Annotated in this window: 16 protein-coding genes and 1 other annotated feature; all 16 genes read left to right on the forward strand. The window is 40.1% G+C overall.

Annotated elements, in window-relative coordinates:
- Positions 1 to 48 precede the first annotated feature (48 nt).
- Positions 49 to 723 (forward strand): RNA polymerase factor sigma-70, encoded by a 675-nt coding sequence (locus tag LRP84_RS16945; RefSeq protein WP_098309987.1) that lies wholly within the window; start codon positions 49 to 51, stop codon positions 721 to 723.
- A gap of 172 nt (positions 724 to 895) precedes the next feature.
- Entirely contained in the window at positions 896 to 1,042 is a 147-nt protein-coding gene (gene rpmG / locus LRP84_RS16950; RefSeq protein ID WP_081625682.1) for a 50S ribosomal protein L33, read from the forward strand.
- 32 nt (positions 1,043 to 1,074) lie between these two features.
- A complete protein-coding gene (gene secE / locus LRP84_RS16955; RefSeq protein ID WP_098309988.1) occupies positions 1,075 to 1,254 on the forward strand; it encodes a preprotein translocase subunit SecE in 180 nt (59 codons plus the stop codon).
- A gap of 126 nt (positions 1,255 to 1,380) precedes the next feature.
- The gene (gene nusG, locus LRP84_RS16960) at positions 1,381 to 1,914 is read left to right on the forward strand and encodes a transcription termination/antitermination protein NusG (protein ID WP_230576161.1); all 534 of its coding nucleotides are present in this window, start codon (positions 1,381 to 1,383) and stop codon (positions 1,912 to 1,914) included.
- Positions 1,915 to 2,083: 169 nt separating this feature from the next.
- On the forward strand, positions 2,084 to 2,509 hold the full coding sequence (gene rplK / locus LRP84_RS16965) for a 50S ribosomal protein L11 (protein ID WP_001085872.1): 426 nt from the start codon (positions 2,084 to 2,086) through the stop codon (positions 2,507 to 2,509).
- A 180-nt stretch (positions 2,510 to 2,689) separates the two neighbouring features.
- Positions 2,690 to 3,382: a 50S ribosomal protein L1 gene (gene rplA / locus LRP84_RS16970; RefSeq protein ID WP_098309990.1), complete on the forward strand. Its 693-nt coding sequence runs from the start codon at positions 2,690 to 2,692 to the stop codon at positions 3,380 to 3,382.
- 49 nt (positions 3,383 to 3,431) lie between these two features.
- Positions 3,432 to 3,575 (forward strand) — a sequence feature (ribosomal protein L10 leader region).
- 40 nt (positions 3,576 to 3,615) lie between these two features.
- On the forward strand, positions 3,616 to 4,116 hold the full coding sequence (gene rplJ / locus LRP84_RS16975; RefSeq protein WP_230576162.1) for a 50S ribosomal protein L10: 501 nt from the start codon (positions 3,616 to 3,618) through the stop codon (positions 4,114 to 4,116).
- Positions 4,117 to 4,183: 67 nt separating this feature from the next.
- A complete protein-coding gene (gene rplL / locus LRP84_RS16980; RefSeq protein WP_230576163.1) occupies positions 4,184 to 4,543 on the forward strand; it encodes a 50S ribosomal protein L7/L12 in 360 nt (119 codons plus the stop codon).
- A gap of 77 nt (positions 4,544 to 4,620) precedes the next feature.
- Positions 4,621 to 5,220: a class I SAM-dependent methyltransferase gene (locus tag LRP84_RS16985; protein WP_098309993.1), complete on the forward strand. Its 600-nt coding sequence runs from the start codon at positions 4,621 to 4,623 to the stop codon at positions 5,218 to 5,220.
- Between the two features lie 289 nt (positions 5,221 to 5,509).
- Positions 5,510 to 9,043 carry a DNA-directed RNA polymerase subunit beta gene (gene rpoB / locus LRP84_RS16990; protein ID WP_230576164.1) on the forward strand — a complete coding sequence of 1,178 codons (3,534 nt, stop codon included), beginning with the start codon at positions 5,510 to 5,512 and terminating at the stop codon, positions 9,041 to 9,043.
- A 37-nt stretch (positions 9,044 to 9,080) separates the two neighbouring features.
- Positions 9,081 to 12,692 (forward strand): DNA-directed RNA polymerase subunit beta', encoded by a 3,612-nt coding sequence (gene rpoC, locus LRP84_RS16995; protein WP_230576165.1) that lies wholly within the window; start codon positions 9,081 to 9,083, stop codon positions 12,690 to 12,692.
- A 352-nt stretch (positions 12,693 to 13,044) separates the two neighbouring features.
- The gene (rpsL, locus tag LRP84_RS17000; RefSeq protein WP_090918580.1) at positions 13,045 to 13,467 is read left to right on the forward strand and encodes a 30S ribosomal protein S12; all 423 of its coding nucleotides are present in this window, start codon (positions 13,045 to 13,047) and stop codon (positions 13,465 to 13,467) included.
- Positions 13,468 to 13,496: 29 nt separating this feature from the next.
- Entirely contained in the window at positions 13,497 to 13,967 is a 471-nt protein-coding gene (rpsG, locus tag LRP84_RS17005; RefSeq protein WP_035433720.1) for a 30S ribosomal protein S7, read from the forward strand.
- 208 nt (positions 13,968 to 14,175) lie between these two features.
- Positions 14,176 to 16,254 carry an elongation factor G gene (gene fusA, locus LRP84_RS17010; protein WP_230576166.1) on the forward strand — a complete coding sequence of 693 codons (2,079 nt, stop codon included), beginning with the start codon at positions 14,176 to 14,178 and terminating at the stop codon, positions 16,252 to 16,254.
- Between the two features lie 118 nt (positions 16,255 to 16,372).
- Positions 16,373 to 17,560 (forward strand): elongation factor Tu, encoded by a 1,188-nt coding sequence (gene tuf, locus LRP84_RS17015; RefSeq protein WP_230576167.1) that lies wholly within the window; start codon positions 16,373 to 16,375, stop codon positions 17,558 to 17,560.
- A 396-nt stretch (positions 17,561 to 17,956) separates the two neighbouring features.
- Positions 17,957 to 18,265: a 30S ribosomal protein S10 gene (gene rpsJ / locus LRP84_RS17020; protein ID WP_001040596.1), complete on the forward strand. Its 309-nt coding sequence runs from the start codon at positions 17,957 to 17,959 to the stop codon at positions 18,263 to 18,265.
- Positions 18,266 to 18,294 lie beyond the last annotated feature (29 nt).

Raw genomic sequence — 18,294 nt, forward strand, 5'->3', positions numbered from 1 at the left:
TGTTTACTGTATAATATTGCTAAATAATTAGCGGTCGGAGGGATCAGATTGGAAACAGACTTCGTAAGCGGCAACAATGTTACATTTAGTGATTTAGAGGATGAAGAGATAGTTGAATTAGTACGACAAGGTAATGTTGATGCACTAGAGTATTTAATTCATAAGTACAAAAATTTTGTTCGTGCAAAATCAAGATCTTACTTTTTGGTTGGCGCTGATCGTGAAGATATTATTCAAGAAGGTATGATTGGATTATTTAAAGCGATTCGTGATTATAAAGAGGACAAGCTGTCTTCCTTTAAAGCTTTTGCGGAATTGTGTATTACACGTCAAATTATCACCGCGATTAAAACAGCGACAAGACAAAAACATATTCCTTTAAATTCATATGTTTCTTTAGATAAACCAATTTATGATGAAGAATCTGATCGAACTCTGTTAGATGTTATATCTGAAGCGAAGATGACGGATCCTGAAGAAATGATTATTAGTCAGGAAGAGTATGTTGATATAGAATTAAAAATATCTGAATTATTAAGCGATTTAGAAAGAAAGGTGCTTTCTTTATATTTAGATGGAAGATCGTATCAAGAGATTTCAGAGCAATTGAATCGCCATGTAAAATCCATTGATAATGCCCTGCAACGAGTGAAAAGGAAGCTTGAGCGTTATATGGAAATGAGAGAAACGGCAACTGTTCACTCACCTTCACTCAAACGTTAAGATGTTTAAATAGTTGGTTTTTTAAAAATGTATTAGGTTAATGGAGAAATATAAAAGAGAGGTTTTTTTCCTCTCCTTCTCTTTTTACGGTAAGGCGGGGAGTGTCATTGACATTGTCTTTTATTGTATGATACATTTTTAAAGAAATAATGTTACAAGGTTGGTGTAACAGATGAGAAAAAAGGTTGTACTCGCATGTGAAAAGTGCAATAATCGAAACTATTCCACAATGAAAGATACAAGCTCAGTAGAGCGTCTTGAGATAAAAAAATTTTGCAAAACGTGTAATGCGCACATGATTCATAAGGAAACAAAATAAATAATTGTAATTATGCACTGGAGGTCCCGGAAATGCGTTTGACGAACTTTTTTGGCGATGTAGGTCGCGAAATGAAAAAAGTAAGCTGGCCGAAAAAAGATGAATTAATCCGTTCGACACTTACCGTAATTGCAACAGTTGCTTTCTGTGCAATTTTCTTTGCGGTAGTGGATATGGGGATTTCTTCTTTAATTCGTTTAATTCTTGAATAAGAAGCGCTAATACATGATATAATGTTAATGTTATTTATATGAACTGTGTAAAAGCCCGGTGAACGGGTTTTTTCATTTGTACGAAAAAATGTACGTCAGGGAGGGAAGGACGGTCGTCCTAAATTAATGGAAAAACGTTGGTATGTTGTCCATACTTATTCTGGATATGAAAATAAAGTAAAAACAAACCTAGAGAAACGCGTAGAATCAATGGCTATGCAAGATAAAATTTTCCGTGTTATTGTTCCAGAGGAAACAGAAGTAGAAATGAAAAACGGAAAAGAAAAAATAACAAAGAGGAAAGTATTTCCTGGCTACGTGTTGGTAGAAATCATCATGACAGATGATTCTTGGTATGTTGTTCGCAATACACCAGGTGTAACAGGATTTGTTGGATCTTCTGGATCGGGTTCGAAGCCATCTCCGTTATTAGAAGAAGAAGTAGTTACAATCTTAAAACATATGGGAATGGAAAATGAAGTAGTTGACTTTGACTTTGAACTTCATGAGACTGTACGTGTGAACGAAGGTCCATTTGCGAATTATACAGGTGCTATTAATGAAATTGACCTAGAAAAACAAAGAGTAACAGTACTTGTTGATATGTTTGGTCGCGAAACTTCAGTTGAGCTAGATTTCCACCAAATTGAAAAATTATAAAATGAAACTTGAAATGAATTGTAAAAAGTGATAATATCTTTTAAGTCAGTACGTCTTCGGATACGGAGACGTTTTTTGAAAAAGATTTTATCGCTAAAGATAAAATATGAAGTGGGAGGGCAAATCACTGCCCAATTGACCACATCACGGACTTAAGGAGGTGTGTCTCGTGGCTAAAAAGGTAATTAAAATGGTAAAACTTCAAATTCCTGCAGGTAAAGCTAACCCAGCTCCACCAGTTGGTCCAGCATTAGGACAAGCGGGTGTTAACATCATGGGCTTCTGTAAAGAGTTCAACGCTCGTACAGCAGATCAAGCTGGTCTAATCATTCCTGTTGAAATTACAGTATTTGAAGACCGTTCATTCACTTTCATTACTAAAACTCCTCCTGCTGCTGTTCTTCTTAAGAAAGTAGCTGGTATTGAGTCTGGTTCTGGTGAACCAAACCGTAATAAAGTGGCAACTGTTAAGCGTGATAAGGTTCGCGAAATCGCTGAAACTAAAATGCCTGACCTAAACGCTGCTAGCGTAGAAGCTGCAATGCGTATGGTTGAAGGTACTGCACGCAGTATGGGCATTGTTATCGAAGACTAATTCGATTTGTTTTTTTGTAAAAGAGGTTGCGGGTCTGGAATTCCAATTCGCAACCTTTATTATCGTAAATGAGTGTCATTTTTTAAATAAAAGGATGGGCGCACATCCTCGATTGTATCGAAAAGAAGGCGTAAACGTGGGAGGTTATTCCGCTAAAACCACATCGAGGAGGAAATAAAAATGGCTAAAAGAGGTAAAAAGTACGTAGAAGCTGCGAAGCTTGTTGATCGTACAACTGCTTACTCTGCAACAGAGGCAGTAGAATTAGTAAAGAAAACAAACACAGCTAAATTTGATGCAACTGTAGAAGCTGCATTTCGTTTAGGTGTTGACCCTAAGAAAGCTGACCAACAAATTCGTGGTGCAGTTGTTCTTCCACACGGTACTGGTAAAGTACAGCGTGTATTAGTATTCGCTAAAGGCGAAAAACTAAAAGAAGCTGAAGCTGCTGGAGCTGACTTCGTAGGTGATACAGACTACATCAACAAAATCCAACAAGGTTGGTTTGACTTTGACGTAGTAGTAGCAACTCCTGATATGATGGGTGAAGTTGGTAAACTTGGTCGTGTATTAGGACCTAAAGGTTTAATGCCAAACCCTAAAACTGGAACAGTTACTTTCGACGTAACAAAAGCAGTTAACGAAATCAAAGCTGGTAAAGTAGAATACCGCGTTGATAAAGCTGGTAACATTCATGTGCCAATCGGTAAAGTATCTTTCGAAGATGCAAAATTAGTTGAAAACTTAGAGACAGTTGCTGATGCTCTTCTAAAAGCTAAGCCAGCTGCTGCAAAAGGTACTTACATGAAGAACGTAACAGTTGCTTCTACAATGGGACCTGGCGTACGTGTTGAAGTTTCTACTATTGCGTAAAAATTGGAAGTTGACTTCGTGAAGAAGTTTTAATATAATCATTTATGTTGTGAATTTAAATAGTGTACCGTAGACAGTAGGCGCCAATGCGGCTTAATTTCCTACCTAGGTGTGAATATACGAAACGGAATTTTTTTCTGTGACTATATGCCTCCATGTCTACAATTGGGCATGGGGGTTTTTTAGTGCACTTTCGGTACATCTTCTATATAATCTACAGGAGGTGTAATAACATGAGCAAAGCAATCGAATCTAAACAACAAGTTGTAACTGAAATCGCTGAAAAACTTCGCGATAGTAAATCTACAATCGTTGTTGACTACCGTGGTTTAACAGTATCTGAAGCAACTGAATTACGTAAAAACTTACGTGAAGCTGGCGTTGAGTTCAAAGTTTACAAAAACTCTTTAACTCGTCGTGCTGCAGAAGCTGCTGAAATGGCTGAGTTAAATGAATTCTTAACGGGACCAAACGCAATCGCGTTCAGTAACGAGGATGTAATTGCTCCTGCGAAAGTATTAAACGACTTCGCTAAGGATCATGAAGCTTTAGAAATTAAAGCAGGCGTAATCGAAGGTAAACTTGTATCACTTGATGAGGTTAAAGCTATCGCTACTCTTCCATCACGTGAAGGCTTACTTTCTATGCTTCTTAGCGTTCTTCAAGCTCCAATGCGTGGTCTTGCAATCGCTACTAAAGCAGTTGCAGATCAAAAAGAAGAGCAAGGCGCTTAATTTTTCAAAAGATAATTACGTGTTATCGATAAAACAATAAGAACCTAATTAAGGGAGGATATTTACAATGACTAAAGAACAAATCATTGAAGCAGTTAAATCTATGACTGTATTAGAACTTAACGACTTAGTAAAAGCTATCGAGGAAGAATTCGGCGTAACTGCTGCTGCTCCTGTAGCTGTAGCTGGTGGCGCTGGTGAAGCTGCTGCTGAGCAAACTGAATTTGATGTTGTACTTGCTAGCGCAGGCGCACAAAAAATCAAAGTTATCAAAGTTGTTCGTGAAATCACTGGTCTTGGCTTAAAAGAAGCTAAAGAAGTAGTTGACAACACTCCAAAAGCAGTTAAAGAAGGCGTTTCTAAAGAAGAAGCTGAAGAAATCAAAGCTAAACTTGAAGAAGTTGGCGCTGCTGTAGAAGTTAAGTAATTAACTTTTGAAGCTTTTGAAAAAAGCTCGCTCTCAAGCGAGCTTTTTTTTTAACCGTAAAGAAAAGAGGTGGCCATATGGCAGACCATTATTTTTCTAACGACCCCTCTAGTAAAAGTGATCGTAAACAATGGGAATATACATTGAGAGGATCGCGTTTTGTTTTCTTATCAGACCGTGGGGTGTTTTCGAAAAACGAAGTGGACTTCGGTTCTCGTCTTTTAATTGAAGCGTTTCAGATGCCAGATGCCCAAGGTGATGTATTAGATGTTGGGTGTGGATATGGCCCGATTGGTTTATCTCTAGCGAAGGAGTTCCAAGAGCGTGTGGTTCACATGGTGGATGTGAATGAAAGGGCACTTGGGCTTGCGAAAGAAAATGCTGCTAATAACCGAATTGAAAATATCCAGATTTATCAAAGTAGTGTATATGAAAATGTAAAAGGTCAATACGCTGCTATTTTATCTAATCCGCCAATTCGTGCAGGGAAACAAGTCGTGCATGAAATTCTAGAAAAAGCAGTGGAGTATCTTGTACCAGGCGGCGAGCTTTGGATTGTGATTCAGAAAAAACAAGGTGCACCATCTGCGATGAAAAAATTAGAAGAAGTGTTCGATTTTGTGGAAGTCGCAGAAAAGAAAAAAGGGTATTATATCATAAAATCAAAAAAACGTTGACGGTTATTTTTGGTTGTGTTAACATTATAAAATGCCAATATATGATTTTCTGCGTTGAGAACAATGTATATTTTTGCTTCTCTTGGAAAAGATAGTAAAATCAGCAGATTATGAAACAGAATGATGGTTTTCTTTTAGAAGCCATTTTTCTTTTTTGAGCAGGTAGAAACACTCAACGTATCTATCTTTTTAGAGAAAAAAGGCTACGTAATTTGCGTTAGTCGTATTTAGTTGTGATTTTGCACATTTTTGTGTATTTATAATACTCTTGATTTGAGGGGTGAAGCAGTTGACAGGTCAACTAGTTCAATACGGACGACACCGCCAACGAAGAAGTTATGCCCGTATTAGTGAGGTTTTAGAATTACCAAATCTTATCGAAATTCAAACCTCTTCTTATCAGTGGTTTCTTGATGAGGGTTTGCGAGAAATGTTCCAAGACATTTCTCCGATTGAAGACTTTACGGGAAATCTATCGCTTGAGTTTATCGACTACAGTTTAGGTGAACCGAAATATTCTGTAGAAGAATGTAAAGAGCGTGATGTGACGTATGCAGCACCACTTCGTGTAAAAGTGCGTCTAATCAATAAAGAAACTGGTGAAGTGAAAGAACAAGATGTGTTCATGGGGGATTTCCCGCTCATGACAGAGACAGGAACATTCGTAATTAACGGTGCAGAACGCGTTATTGTTTCTCAGTTAGTTCGTTCACCAAGCGTATACTACAGCGGCAAAGTGGACAAAAACGGAAAACGCGGATTTACTGCTACTGTAATTCCAAACCGCGGAGCTTGGTTGGAGTATGAAACAGATGCTAAGGATGTTGTTTATGTGCGTATCGACCGTACGCGCAAACTACCTGTAACTGTTTTGTTACGCGCATTAGGGTTTGGCTCTGATCAAGAAATCACCGAGCTTATAGGTGATAACGAATACTTAAGCAATACGCTAGAAAAGGATAACACGGATAGCACAGAAAAAGCATTGCTTGAAATTTATGAGCGTCTACGTCCAGGTGAACCACCAACAGTAGAAAATGCGAAGAGCTTGCTTGTTTCTCGTTTCTTCGATCCAAAACGTTATGATCTAGCAAATGTAGGTCGCTACAAAATTAATAAGAAATTACACATTAAAAACAGATTGTTTAACCAACGTTTAGCTGAAACTTTAGTGGATCCTGAAACAGGTGAAATTTTAGCGGCAGAAGGAACAATCTTAGATCGTCGCACATTAGATCGCATGTTACCTTACTTAGAAAAGAATATTGGCTTTAAAACAGCGAAGCCGATAGGCGGAGTGGTAGAAGGCAATGTTGAATTACAATCTATTAAAATTTATGCTCCAGATGCAGATGGAGAGCGTTCTATCAATATCATTGGTAACGCGAACATTGATCGCGAAGTAAAACATATTACACCAGGCGATATTATTGCATCTATTAGCTATTTCTTTAACCTTCTATACAAAGTAGGAGACACAGACGATATTGACCATTTAGGAAACCGTCGTCTACGTTCTGTAGGTGAATTGTTACAAAACCAATTCCGTATCGGTCTTTCTCGTATGGAGCGTGTTGTTCGTGAGAGAATGTCGATTCAAGATACAAATGCAATTACACCACAAGCGTTAATTAACATTCGCCCGGTTATTGCATCTATTAAAGAGTTTTTCGGAAGCTCGCAGTTATCTCAGTTTATGGATCAAACAAACCCATTAGCAGAGTTAACGCATAAACGAAGACTATCTGCATTAGGACCTGGTGGTTTAACGCGTGAGCGCGCTGGCTTTGAAGTGCGTGACGTTCACTACTCTCACTATGGTCGTATGTGTCCAATTGAAACGCCAGAGGGACCAAACATCGGTTTGATTAACTCTTTATCTTCATTTGCGAAAGTAAATGAATTTGGCTTCATTGAAACACCATACCGTCGTGTTGATCCAGAAACTGGACGTGTAACAACACGTGTAGATTATTTAACAGCTGATGAACAAGATAACTATGTTGTTGCCCAAGCAAACGCACGTTTATCTGAAGATGGAGATTTCCTTGATGAGGATGTTGTAGCGCGTTTCCGCGATGAGAACGTTGTAGTAAAACGCGAACGTATTGACTACATGGATATCTCTCCGAAACAGGTTGTGTCTGCTGCGACAGCTTGTATTCCGTTCTTAGAAAACGATGACTCGAACCGTGCGCTAATGGGTGCGAACATGCAGCGTCAAGCGGTTCCACTTATGAACCCAGAATCTCCAATTGTAGGTACTGGTATGGAGTACGTATCAGCGAAAGACTCAGGTGCTGCGGTAATCTGTAAACATCCTGGTATCGTTGAACGCGTAGAAGCTCGCGAAGTTTGGGTACGTCGTTACATCGAAGTAGACGGCCAAAAAGTAAAAGGTGATTTAGATCGCTATAAAATGTTAAAATTCATCCGTTCTAACCAAGGAACTTGTTACAACCAACGCCCAATCGTAAGTGTTGGCGATGAAGTTGTAAAAGGTGAGATTCTTGCAGACGGTCCTTCTATGGAAAAAGGTGAACTTGCACTTGGTCGTAACGTGCTTGTTGGCTTTATGACATGGGATGGTTATAACTACGAGGATGCGATCATTATGAGTGAGCGCCTTGTAAAAGATGATGTGTATACTTCTATTCATATTGAAGAATATGAATCTGAAGCTCGTGATACGAAGCTAGGACCAGAAGAAATTACACGAGACATTCCAAACGTAGGGGAAGATGCACTTCGCAACCTTGATGAGCGCGGTATTATCCGCATCGGTGCAGAAGTAAAAGACGGAGACCTTCTTGTTGGTAAAGTAACGCCAAAAGGTGTAACGGAATTAACAGCAGAAGAGCGTCTATTGCATGCAATCTTCGGTGAGAAAGCTCGTGAAGTACGTGATACATCACTACGCGTACCACATGGTGGTGGCGGTATTATCTTAGACGTAAAAGTATTCAACCGTGAAGATGGCGATGAATTACCACCAGGTGTGAATCAACTTGTACGTGCATATATCGTTCAAAAACGTAAAATTTCTGAAGGTGACAAGATGGCCGGTCGTCACGGTAACAAAGGTGTTATCTCCCGTATTTTACCGGAAGAAGATATGCCTTATTTACCAGATGGCACACCAATCGATATCATGTTAAACCCATTAGGGGTACCATCTCGTATGAATATCGGTCAGGTGTTAGAGCTTCATCTTGGTATGGCAGCAAGATATCTTGGTATCCACGTTGCAACACCAGTATTCGATGGCGCTCGCGAGGAAGATGTATGGGGAACAATCGAAGAAGCTGGTATGGCACGTGATGCAAAGACAATTCTATACGATGGACGTACTGGTGAACCATTCGACAACCGTGTATCTGTTGGTGTCATGTACATGATTAAACTTGCACACATGGTTGATGATAAACTTCATGCTCGTTCTACTGGACCATACTCACTTGTAACGCAACAACCTCTTGGAGGTAAAGCACAGTTTGGTGGACAACGTTTCGGTGAGATGGAGGTTTGGGCACTTGAAGCTTACGGTGCTGCTTATACTCTTCAAGAAATCTTAACAGTTAAGTCCGATGATGTTGTTGGTCGTGTGAAAACGTACGAATCGATTGTAAAAGGCGAAAACGTTCCAGAACCAGGTGTTCCTGAATCATTCAAAGTATTGATTAAGGAATTACAAAGCTTAGGTATGGATGTTAAGATGATGTCTAGCGACGATACTGAAATTGAAATGCGTGATACTGATGACGATGATGATCATCAATCTGCAGATAAATTAAATGTCGAAGTTGAGACAACGAAGGAATAATTGGGATAACCTGTAGACTAAAAGGGAGGTAGGCCCCTTGATAGATGTAAACAACTTTGAATATATGAAGATTGGACTTGCATCACCAGACAAAATTCGCTCTTGGTCATATGGGGAAGTTAAAAAACCCGAGACGATTAACTATCGTACATTGAAACCAGAGAAAGACGGTTTGTTCTGTGAGCGTATTTTCGGTCCAACAAAAGACTGGGAATGTCATTGTGGTAAATATAAACGTGTCCGTTATAAAGGTGTAGTTTGTGATCGATGCGGCGTTGAAGTAACGCGTGCGAAAGTTCGTCGTGAACGTATGGGTCATATCGAATTAGCTGCTCCTGTATCTCATATTTGGTATTTCAAAGGTATCCCAAGCCGCATGGGACTTGTCTTAGACATGTCCCCTCGCGCGCTTGAAGAAGTAATTTATTTCGCTTCTTATGTGGTAACAGAAAGCGGTGATACACCGCTTGATAAGAAGCAACTTCTTTCGGAGAAGGAATACCGTGCGTATCGCGACAGATACGGAAACTCTTTCCAAGCTTCTATGGGCGCAGAGGCGATTAAGAAGTTATTACAAGATATCGATTTAGATAAAGAAGTAGACTTCTTAAAAGAAGAGTTAAAAACAGCACAAGGACAACGTCGTACTCGTGCGATTAAACGTCTAGAAGTATTAGAAGCATTCCGTAACTCTGGAAACGAACCATCTTGGATGATTCTAGATGTTCTTCCAGTTATCCCACCAGAGCTTCGTCCAATGGTACAGTTAGATGGTGGACGTTTTGCAACTTCTGACTTAAACGACTTATACCGTCGTGTAATTAACCGTAACAATCGTTTAAAACGTTTATTAGACTTAGGTGCACCAAGCATCATCGTCCAAAACGAAAAGCGTATGTTACAAGAAGCAGTAGATGCTTTAATCGATAATGGTCGTCGCGGCCGTCCAGTTACTGGACCTGGTAACCGTCCATTAAAATCTCTTTCTCATATGTTAAAAGGTAAGCAAGGACGCTTCCGTCAAAACTTATTAGGTAAACGTGTTGACTACTCTGGTCGTTCCGTTATCGTTGTAGGACCGAACTTGAAAATGTACCAATGCGGTCTGCCAAAAGAAATGGCGCTTGAATTGTTCAAACCTTTTGTAATGAAAGAGTTGGTAGGAAAAGGATTAGCACACAACATTAAGAGTGCTAAACGTAAAATCGAGCGAGTACAACCTGAAGTTTGGGACGTTTTAGAGTCTGTAATTAAAGAACACCCTGTACTTCTAAACCGTGCTCCAACACTTCACCGTCTTGGTATTCAAGCGTTTGAACCTACATTAGTAGAAGGTCGTGCAATTCGTCTTCATCCACTTGTATGTACTGCATACAACGCGGATTTTGACGGTGACCAAATGGCGGTTCACGTTCCGTTATCATCAGAAGCACAAGCAGAAGCTCGTCTTCTTATGTTAGCTGCACAAAATATCTTGAACCCGAAAGACGGAAAACCAGTTGTTACACCATCTCAGGATATGGTATTAGGTAACTACTACCTAACGCTTGAACGTGCAGATGCAATTGGTGAAGGTATGATTTTCAAAGATACGAACGAAGCATTAATTGCATACCAAAACGGATATGTACACTTGCATACTCGTGTTGCTGTTGCAGCAAGCTCTGTAAACAACGAAACGTTTACAGAAGAGCAAAACAGCAAGCTGTTGTTAACAACAGTTGGTAAGTTAATATTCAATGAAATCTTACCGAAATCATTCCCTTACATTAATGAACCAACAAAAACAAACTTGGAGAAAGAAACTCCAGTGGAATACTTTGTTGAAAAAGGCGCTAACGTAAGAGAAATTATTGCTAGTCGCGAAGAAGTGGCACCATTTAGCAAGAAAATTCTTGGTAATATCATTGCTGAAGTATTTAAACGTTTCAAAATTACTGAAACATCTCGCATGCTTGACCGCATGAAAAATCTAGGATTTAAATACTCTACAAAAGCTGGTATTACAGTTGGTGTGGCGGATATCCTTGTATTAGGTGAAAAACAAGAAATCTTGCATGAAGCGCAAGCAAAAGTAGATACAGTAATTAAGCAATTCCGTCGCGGTTTAATTACAGAGGAAGAACGTTATGATCGTGTTATCTCTATTTGGAGTAATGCAAAAGATGTTATCCAAGGAAAACTGATGAAAACCTTAGATAAGCGCAACCCGATCTTCATGATGAGTGACTCTGGTGCCCGTGGTAACGCATCGAACTTCACTCAGCTTGCTGGTATGCGTGGTTTGATGGCTAACCCATCTGGTCGTATTATCGAACTTCCAATCAAATCAAGTTTCCGCGAAGGTTTAACGGTACTCGAGTACTTCATCTCTACACACGGTGCGCGTAAAGGTCTTGCCGATACAGCACTTAAGACTGCGGACTCTGGTTACTTAACACGTCGTCTTGTTGACGTTGCACAAGATGTTATCGTTCGTGAAGACGATTGTGGAACAGACCGCGGCTTATTAATCGGTGCAATTAAAGAAGGAAACGAAATTATCGAGTCCTTATACGATCGTCTTGTAGGACGTTTCGCAAGAAAAACTTTGAAGCATCCAGAAACAGGCGAAGTGTTAGTTCGTGAAAATGAATTAATTACAGAAGATATTGCTCATATCATTGAAAAAGCAGGCGTTGAACAGTTGTACATCCGTTCTGCATTTACATGTAACACACGCCACGGCGTATGTAAGAAATGTTACGGTCGTAACTTAGCTACTGGCACAGATGTAGAAGTGGGCGAAGCGGTTGGTATTATCGCAGCTCAATCTATCGGTGAGCCAGGTACACAGTTAACGATGCGTACATTCCATACCGGTGGGGTTGCTGGAGACGATATCACACAAGGTTTACCACGTATTCAAGAGATTTTCGAAGCGCGTAATCCGAAAGGTCAAGCGGTTATCAGTGAAATCGACGGTGTTGTTGCAGCGGTTAACGATGTGAAAGATCGCCAAGAAGTTGTTGTACAAGGTGATGTAGAAGCTCGTACGTATACAATTCCTTATGGCGCTCGTCTAAAAGTAGCTCCAGGACACCGCATTGAACACGGTAAAGAACTTACAGAAGGTTCTATCGATCCGAAAGAATTACTGAAAGTAACAGATATTACAGCAGTCCAAGAATACCTGCTTCGTGAAGTGCAAAAAGTATACCGTATGCAAGGGGTAGAAATTGGTGATAAACACGTTGAAGTAATGGTTCGTCAAATGCTTCGCAAAGTTCGTGTAATCGATGCTGGTGAAACAGATGTATTACCAGGAACATTACTGGATATTCATCAGTTCACAGATGCAAATGCGAAAGTGTTGCTTAAAGGTAAACAACCAGCAACAGCACGTCCAATCCTTCTTGGTATTACAAAGGCTTCACTTGAAACAGATTCATTCTTATCTGCAGCATCATTCCAGGAAACAACTCGTGTGTTAACTGATGCGGCAATTAAAGGTAAGCGCGATGAACTTCTTGGCCTGAAAGAAAATGTTATTATCGGTAAACTTGTTCCGGCTGGTACAGGTATGAATCATTACCGCAGAGTAGATCTTGTAAAAACAGCAAAAGAAGAAATAAATGTAGAAGATGACGAGGTTTACGTAGAAAGCTAAAATTTTCCGTCGTAAATTTTGTATAAAAACAGATAATCCTAGTTGACATTATGCAATGCGAAATGTTAATATAAGCAAGGTTGCTCCTAAATAAACGTTGAATGTAATTCAACACGGTACAGTTAGAACGTTGCAGTAGCTTTTGCGATGTAACATAACGTACTTTTTAAAAACTGGATCTCAACATGAAAATGAATGAGATGCGGTAGGAGCTTCAGCGATAGGAATAACAAGTTAAAACTGTTTTTGTGAGGAGAGAGCATTTGCTCTCCCTTGCAAAAACTTTGTTTTCAACTAATAATGAACCACCTGGATATGTGGTCATACAAACATGCGAAGGGAGGATAAATTAATGCCTACTATTAACCAATTAGTGAGAAATGGACGTACTGATAAAGTATGGAAATCTAAATCACCTGCGTTAAACAAAGGTTTCAACTCTTTAAAGAAAAAAGCAACTGATATCTCTGCACCTCAAAAACGTGGTGTATGTACTCGTGTTGGTACAATGACTCCAAAGAAACCGAACTCAGCGTTACGTAAATACGCTCGTGTACGTTTAACAAATGGTATCGAGGTTACTGCTTACATCCCAGGTATCGGTCATAACCTACAAGAACACAGCGTAGTATTAATTCGCGGTGGTCGTGTAAAAGACTTACCAGGGGTACGTTACCACATCGTTCGTGGTGCGCTTGACACAGCTGGTGTTGACAAACGTATGCAAGGACGTTCTAAATATGGTACTAAGAGACCAAAACCTGCTAAGAAATAATAAAACTGAACTGAAAGGAGGAACTCAATATGCCTCGTAAAGGACCTGTTGCGAAACGTGACGTGTTACCAGATCCAATGTACAATTCTAAACTTGTAACACGCCTAATCAACAAAATGATGGTTGACGGTAAAAAAGGTAAATCTCAAACAATTCTTTATAATGCGTTCGATATCGTTCGTGAACGTACTGGTAACGAACCAATGGAAGTATTCGAGCAAGCTCTTAAGAACATCATGCCTGTTCTTGAAGTACGCGCTCGTCGTGTTGGTGGTGCTAACTACCAAGTTCCGGTTGAGGTTCGTCCAGAACGCCGTACAACTTTAGGTCTTCGCTGGTTAGTAAACTACGCTCGTCTTCGTGGTGAAAAAACTATGGAAGAGCGTCTAGCTTACGAAATCTTAGATGCAGCTAACAACAGTGGTGCATCTGTTAAGAAACGTGAAGACACTCACAAAATGGCAGAAGCTAACAAAGCATTTGCTCATTACCGTTGGTAGGATTCAACGAAAAATAACTATAAGCATAAACCGCTTTATTTGTCGCTTATGGAAGTGTGGAGAGGGAGAATTCCTCTCCCTTTCAATGGGCGCTCGTTTTACATAATGAGGGTACTAGACATACTGACATATGTAACAAAATAAAGTGGCTTTTTTGCTACTTAAAATAAAAAAATCCAATCCATATTAGGAAGGAGAAAGACACCAAATGACAAGAGAGTTCTCCTTAAAAAACACTCGTAATATTGGTATCATGGCTCACATCGATGCTGGTAAAACAACAGCAACTGAGCGTATCTTGTACTATACAGGACGTATTCACAAAATCGGTGAAACTCACGAAGGTGCATCTCAGATGGACTGGATGGAGCAAGAGCAAGAGCGTGGTATCACAATTACTTCTGCGGCAACTACAGCTCAATGGAAAGGTCATCGTGTAAACATCATTGACACTCCAGGACACGTAGATTTCACTGTAGAAGTAGAACGTTCTTTACGCGTACTTGATGGCGCGGTAGCGGTACTTGACGCGCAATCTGGCGTAGAACCACAAACAGAAACTGTTTGGCGTCAAGCTACTACTTACGGTGTACCACGTATCGTGTTCGTTAACAAAATGGACAAGATTGGTGCAGACTTCTTATATTCTGTAGGAACAATTCATGACCGTTTACAAGCAAACGCACATCCAATTCAGTTACCAATCGGTGCTGAGGATGAGTTTACGGGAATTATCGACCTAGTAGAAGAGTGTGCATACATGTATGCAAACGACTTAGGAACAGATATCCAACGTGTTGAAATTCCTGCAGAACATAAAGAATTAGCTGATGAATACCGCGGAAAACTTATCGAAGCGGTAGCAGAGCTTGATGAAGAAATGATGATGAAGTACCTAGAAGGTGAGGAAATCACTGTAGAAGAGCTTAAAGCTGGTATCCGTAAGGCTACAACTTCTGTAGAATTCTTCCCAGTAATCTGTGGTTCTGCATTCAAAAATAAAGGTGTTCAAATTCTGTTAGATGCAGTTATCGACTACCTACCATCTCCATTAGACGTACCTGCTATTAAAGGTACTCTTCCGGATACAGAAGAAGAAGTAGAACGTCATTCTAGCGATGAAGAGCCTTTCGCAGCATTAGCATTCAAAATCATGACTGACCCTTATGTTGGTAAGTTAACATTCTTCCGTGTGTACTCTGGTGTGTTAAACTCTGGATCTTACGTGAAAAACTCAACTAAAGGTAAGCGTGAGCGTGTAGGTCGTATCCTACAAATGCACGCAAACAGCCGTGAAGAGATTTCAACAGTTTATGCTGGTGACATCGCTGCTGCTGTAGGGTTAAAAGATACTACAACTGGTGATACTCTTTGTGACGAGAAGAGCCTTGTTATCCTTGAGTCTATGGAATTCCCAGAGCCGGTTATCTCTGTAGCTATCGAACCAAAATCTAAAGCTGACCAAGATAAAATGGGTACAGCATTATCTAAGCTTTCTGAAGAAGATCCAACATTCCGTGCTCACACTGACCAAGAAACTGGCCAAACAATCATCGCTGGTATGGGTGAACTTCACCTTGATATCATCGTTGACCGTATGCGCCGTGAATTCAAAGTGGAAGCAAACGTTGGTGCTCCTCAGGTAGCATACCGTGAGACTTTCCGCGCTGCTGCGAAAGTTGAAGGTAAGTTCGCTCGTCAATCTGGTGGTCGTGGACAATTCGGTCACGTTTGGATTGAGTTTGAACCTAACGAAGAAGGTAAAGGATTCGAGTTCCAAAACAAGATCGTCGGTGGTGTAGTTCCACGTGAATACATCCCAGCTGTAGGAGCAGGTCTTGAAGATGCACTTAAAAATGGTGTACTTGCAGGATATCCTCTAGTAGACATTAAAGCTGCATTAGTTGACGGATCTTACCATGATGTTGACTCCTCTGAGATGGCGTTCAAAATCGCTGCATCTATGGCTCTTAAAGCTGCGGTTTCTAAATGTAACCCAGTAATTCTTGAGCCAATGATGAAAGTTGAAGTTGTAATTCCTGAAGAGTACATGGGTGACATTATGGGTGACGTAACATCTCGCCGTGGACGCGTAGAAGGTATGGAAGCTCGTGGTAACGCACAAGTTGTTCGTGCGATGGTACCACTTTCTGAGATGTTCGGTTATGCAACGTCTCTACGTTCTAACACGCAAGGCCGTGGAACATTCTCAATGGTATTTGACCATTATGAAGAGGTTCCTCGTTCAATCTCAGAAGAAATTGTTAAAAAAAATAAAGGTGAATAATTGATTTTTATCGATTGTTCAAGTATAACTACTTATGTAAGCTTAGAAAGCGGGGCTTAGGCCCCTTACTTTCTAGTCTAAATATAAAATAATCTATATAACCAAGGAGGAATTTAGAATGGGAAAAGCTAAATTCGAACGTTCTAAACCACATGTTAACATTGGTACAATCGGCCACGTTGACCATGGTAAAACTACATTAACTGCTGCTATCACTACAGTTCTTGCAAAAGCTGGTGGTGCTGAAGCGAAAGGTTACGACCAAATCGATGCTGCTCCAGAAGAAAGAGAGCGCGGTATCACAATCTCAACTGCACACGTTGAGTACGAAACTGAAACTCGTCACTATGCACACGTTGACTGCCCAGGTCACGCTGACTATGTTAAAAACATGATCACTGGTGCTGCTCAAATGGACGGCGGTATCTTAGTAGTATCTGCTGCTGATGGCCCAATGCCTCAAACTCGTGAGCACATCCTTCTTTCTCGTCAAGTAGGTGTTCCTTACATCGTTGTATTCTTAAACAAATGCGACATGGTTGACGACGAAGAGTTATTAGAATTAGTAGAAATGGAAGTTCGCGATCTATTATCTGAATACGACTTCCCAGGCGATGATATCCCTGTAGTTAAAGGTTCTGCTCTTAAAGCTCTTCAAGGAGATGCTGAGTGGGAAGCAAAAATCATTGAATTAATGAACGAAGTTGATGCTTACATCCCAACTCCAGAACGTGACACTGAAAAAGCATTCTTAATGCCTGTTGAGGACGTATTCTCTATCACAGGTCGTGGTACAGTTGCTACAGGTCGTGTAGAGCGCGGTGTAGTTAAAGTTGGTGACGTAGTAGAAATCATCGGTTTTGCTGAAGAAAACAAATCTACAACTGTAACTGGTGTAGAAATGTTCCGTAAGCTTCTTGACCAAGCTCAAGCTGGAGACAACATCGGTGCTTTACTTCGTGGGGTTGCTCGTGAAGACATCCAACGTGGACAAGTTCTTGCTAAAACTGGCTCTGTAAAAGCTCACGCTAAATTCAAAGCTGAAGTTTTCGTTTTATCTAAAGAAGAAGGTGGACGTCACACTCCATTCTTCGCTAACTACCGCCCACAATTCTATTTCCGTACAACTGACGTAACTGGTATCATCCAATTACCAGAAGGTACTGAAATGGTAATGCCTGGTGACAACATTGAAATGACTATCGAACTTATCGCTCCAATCGCAATCGAAGAGGGAACTAAGTTCTCTATTCGTGAAGGTGGACGTACTGTAGGTTACGGTGTAGTTGCAACTATCGTTGAGTAATCTCAACTGATATATATGAAACTCAAGGGATTTTCCCTTGGGTTTTTTATTTTTGTTTATAATAGATGAAAGTCTATTTTTAAGTTTTGACGAGTTTCTTCTATAGTATATAAATTGTAAAATCATCCATCCAGAAACTGTAAAAATAATTACAACAGATGAAAACTTGAAATTCTTTAAAGTGCCATGTATAATAGCAAAAGTAGAGAAAAGCAGATGCAAAGAAAAAGATGCTTGCATCTAGACGAATAACATTGTATAATAGACAATGTTGGTCTTTGACTGCGATGAAGTGGAAGGTTGCTGACACACCCGGCCGCTTTGCCATGGCGAGTGTGTGGAAATTTCCATGGAGAATGTCTATTTTAAAAATAGGCGAACGAAGGAGGGAAAATAATGGCAAAAGAAAAAATTCGTATTCGTTTAAAAGCTTACGATCACCGTATTCTTGATCAGTCAGCTGAGAAAATTGTAGAAACAGCTAAGCGTTCTGGGGCGACAGTTTCTGGTCCGATCCCATTACCAACTGAAAAAACTGTTTACACGATTCTTCGTGCGGTTCATAAATACAAAGATTCTCGTGAGCAATTCGAAATGCGCACGCACAAACGTCTAATCGACATCGTGAGCCCTACTCCACAAACAGTAGACTCTTTAATGCGTTTAGACTTACCATCTGGTGTAGATATCGAAATCAAACTATAATTTATATAAGTTAAAATGTAGGAGGTGTA

The organism is Bacillus rhizoplanae (genome assembly GCF_917563915.1).
GTDB lineage: Bacteria > Bacillota > Bacilli > Bacillales > Bacillaceae_G > Bacillus_A > Bacillus_A rhizoplanae.